The sequence below is a fragment of the Actinomadura sp. CNU-125 genome (assembly GCF_001942465.1).
GTDB lineage: Bacteria > Actinomycetota > Actinomycetes > Streptosporangiales > Streptosporangiaceae > Spirillospora.
The window spans coordinates 1-3,061 of the sequence record NZ_MKJY01000422.1 but is presented as its reverse complement, the minus strand read 5'-3'; the positions used below and the strand labels follow the sequence as shown (position 1 = coordinate 3,061).

General features: G+C 75.0%; 4 protein-coding genes and 1 pseudogene. 3 read left to right on the top strand and 2 right to left on the bottom strand.

What is annotated here, in order from left to right; genetic code table 11:
• Positions 1–479, bottom strand: a pseudogene (locus tag BJF79_RS35855) (hypothetical protein); the annotation flags it as partial.
• Entirely contained in the window at positions 467–1,219 is a 753-nt protein-coding gene (locus BJF79_RS54335; protein ID WP_143220691.1) for a hypothetical protein, read from the bottom strand. The pseudogene BJF79_RS35855 and the gene BJF79_RS54335, both read right to left, overlap by 13 nt.
• Between BJF79_RS54335 and BJF79_RS35845 the strand changes: the two genes are divergently transcribed.
• From BJF79_RS35845 to BJF79_RS35835, 3 genes are all read left to right on the top strand, one after another.
• The gene (locus BJF79_RS35845) at positions 1,199–1,405 is read left to right on the top strand and encodes a hypothetical protein (protein WP_143220689.1); all 207 of its coding nucleotides are present in this window, start codon (positions 1,199–1,201) and stop codon (positions 1,403–1,405) included. The genes BJF79_RS54335 and BJF79_RS35845 overlap by 21 nt on opposite strands.
• A 2-nt stretch (positions 1,406–1,407) precedes the next feature.
• Positions 1,408–2,433 (top strand): L-glyceraldehyde 3-phosphate reductase, encoded by a 1,026-nt coding sequence (gene mgrA, locus BJF79_RS35840; RefSeq protein WP_075904091.1) that lies wholly within the window; start codon positions 1,408–1,410, stop codon positions 2,431–2,433.
• 78 nt (positions 2,434–2,511) lie between these two features.
• Positions 2,512–2,955 (top strand): YbhB/YbcL family Raf kinase inhibitor-like protein, encoded by a 444-nt coding sequence (locus tag BJF79_RS35835; RefSeq protein WP_262403065.1) that lies wholly within the window; start codon positions 2,512–2,514, stop codon positions 2,953–2,955.
• Positions 2,956–3,061 lie beyond the last annotated feature (106 nt).

The following is a 3,061-nucleotide window of genomic DNA, read 5'->3' as shown; positions in this document are numbered from 1 at the left end:
CCTCGATCAGCCCGCGCCGCATCGGATCGCGCTCGTTGCGGGTGCGTTCCGCCAGGTCGCCGACCGCGCCGCGCAGGGTCGCGACGTCGCCGGTGCGGCCGAGCGGCGCCGACGAGGAGCCCGCGGGCGAGGCCGCGCCGCCTGGGGTCCCCGGTGAACGCCGCGTCCCGCAGCGGCCCGGCGGCCTCGTCGTACGGGAGGTACGCGGTGAGCCGCAGCGGGACGTCCGGGTCGTCCAGCCCGCTGCGGGACGAGTGCCACACCGAACCGTGCCAGTCGAGCATCCGCCGCGCCTCGGCCGCGGCGCGCTCCGGCGGCAGCAGCGGAAGCAGCGGGAACGCCTGCATGCCGCGGAACAGGCGCCCGTGCCGCTCCGCGACCGCGTCGACCACCGCGGCGCGCCGGCCCGGCGGGAAGTACGCGAGTTTCCGGGCGAGCCCGTGGCCGTCTCCCGGCAGGATCCCCATCAGTTCCCGCATCGGCAGGAACCGCAGGTGCTCGTCGCACGAGAACAGCGGGCGGCCGCTCGTCCCCGCCGCCGTCCGCGCGGCCCGGACGGCGTCGACCGCGAACAGCCGCCGTCCGACGGCCTTCGGCAACCCGCCCCAGAGGGTGTCGCGGACGTCGTCGCGTTCGAGCAGTTCCAGCAGCCCCGCCGGGTCGCGCCGGGCCAGGGCGGCGACGCCCGCGTCGCGGCGCCGCAGCCAGCGCCACCCGTCCCCGTGTTCGTGCGCCAGATCCAGGAACGGGCCGGGGTGGCGCCCGGCGAGGGCCCGCCAGGCGGTGACGGCGTGGTCGAGGCCGGGCAGCCACCGGGCGACCGCCGCGCCGGAGCAGGCGGGCAGCAGCGCGGCGGCCTCGCGGTCGCCCCAGCGGGCGCGGACGTCCGGCAGGAGCCGGTCGGCCGAGCCGCCGGGCGGTCGCCGCGCCGCAGCATCCGGTAGAACGCCCGCCGCAGGTTCGCCGGGGCGTCGTCGAGGACGGCCGCCGCCGCGTCGTCGGCGACGGGCAGCGTCCGGACGGCCCGCAGCGCGGCCCGTCGCAGTTCGAGGTCGGGGCCCGCGAGGACGCGTTCGATGTACGGGAGGTCGCGGGCGGCCATCGCCATGTGCAGGGCGGTGCGCCGCTCGTACCGTCCGAGCCCGGACAGTTCTTCGAGGAGTCCGCTCAGGGCGGGTGTCCCGGCGAGGCGCCGGGCGTGCAGGGCCAGGGCGCGCATGCGCTCCGGATACGGGAGGGGTTCGACGCGCGCGAGCAGTCCGGCGGCGCGTTCTTCGGCCGGTTCCTGGACCGGCTCGGTGGGGCTCAACGGCCCGGGCGGAGACCGCCCTTCCTGATCGTCATGGCGTCGATCATGGACGATCCGGCGCGGTTCGGCAAGCCCGCGGCGCTGACACAATCGTGACCATGACTTACGTGGCGGCCGACGACCGATACGAGCGGATCCCCTACCGGCGGTGCGGGCGGAGCGGGCTGCGGCTCCCGGCGATCTCGCTCGGGCTGTGGCACAACTTCGGCGACGATCGTCCCCTGGACGTCCAGCGGGCCATCCTGCGGCGCGCGTTCGACCTCGGGGTGACGCACTTCGACCTGGCGAACAACTACGGGCCGCCCTACGGCTCCGCGGAGATCAACTTCGGCCGGGTGCTGCGGGAGGACCTCGCGCCGTACCGCGACGAGATGATCATCTCGACCAAGGCGGGGTACGACATGTGGCCGGGCCCGTACGGGGAGTGGGGGTCGCGCAAGTACCTGCTCGCGAGCCTCGACCAGTCGCTGCGCCGGATGGGCGTCGACTACGTCGACATCTTCTACAGCCACCGGTTCGACCCGGAGACGCCCCTTGAGGAGACGATGGGCGCACTGGACCACGCCGTCCGGTCCGGGAAGGCCCTGTACGCGGGCATCTCGTCGTACTCGCCGGAGCGGACGGCGGAGGCCGCGGCGATCCTGCGCGAGCTGGGCACGCCGCTGCTGATCCACCAGCCGTCGTACTCGATGCTCAACCGGTGGATCGAGGGCGGGCTGCTCGACACGCTGGAGGCGGAGGGCGCGGGCTGTATCGCGTTCTCGCCGCTGGCGCAGGGCATGCTGACCGGCAAGTACCTCGGCGGGGTCCCGGCGGGGTCGCGGGCGAGCAAGGGCACGTCCTTCTCGGCGGACCTGCTCACGGAGGAGAACCTGCGGCACGTCCGGACACTGAACGAGATCGCCGCCGGGCGGGGGCAGAGCCTCGCGCAGATGGCGCTGTCCTGGTCGCTGCGGGACGGGCGGGTCACCTCGGCGCTGATCGGCGCGAGCGGCGTCGAGCAGCTGGAGGAGAACCTCGCCGCCCTGGACCGGCTCGACTTCACCGCCGACGAGCTCGCCGCCGTCGACCGGGACGCGGTGGAGGCGGGCATCAACATCTGGGCGGCGTCCAGCGCGGGCTGACCCGGGCTGACCTGCGGGAGCGCGGCACACTAGGCGATTCGTCGCTTTCCTCGCGGGCACGGGGTCCGTATGAAGGACATGACTCTGCGCAGCGAAGCGTTCGACGACCACACGATCATCCCGTCGGAGTACTCGCACGACAGCGGCGACGTGTCGCCGCCGCTGGAGTGGTCGGACGCCCCCGAGGAGGTCGTGGAGCTCGCGCTGGCCTGCGAGGACCCGGACGCGCCGACCGGCACGTTCGCGCACTGGCTCGTCGCCGGGATCGACCCGGTGACGACCGGGCTGGACCCGGGCGAGCGGCCGACGGGGGCGATCGTCGGCCGCAACGACTACGGCGCCGACGGGTACGGCGGGCCGAAGCCGCCCATCGGGGACGACCCGCACCGGTACTACTTCCGGTTGTACGGGCTGTCGGAGCCGTCCGGGCTCGGTACCGGCTTCACGGCGGAGGACCTGCGCGACGCGATGGCGGACAAGATCGTGGCGTCCGGGACGCTCGTCGGCACGTTCGCGCGGTAGCCGTGAGCGGCACCGGCGGGCCCCGCGGATCCGGCGGTCCCGGCGGCCCGGGCCCGCACCGGGCGGGGCGGCGCGGCGCGGCGGCCCGGCACCGAGCCGCTCACCG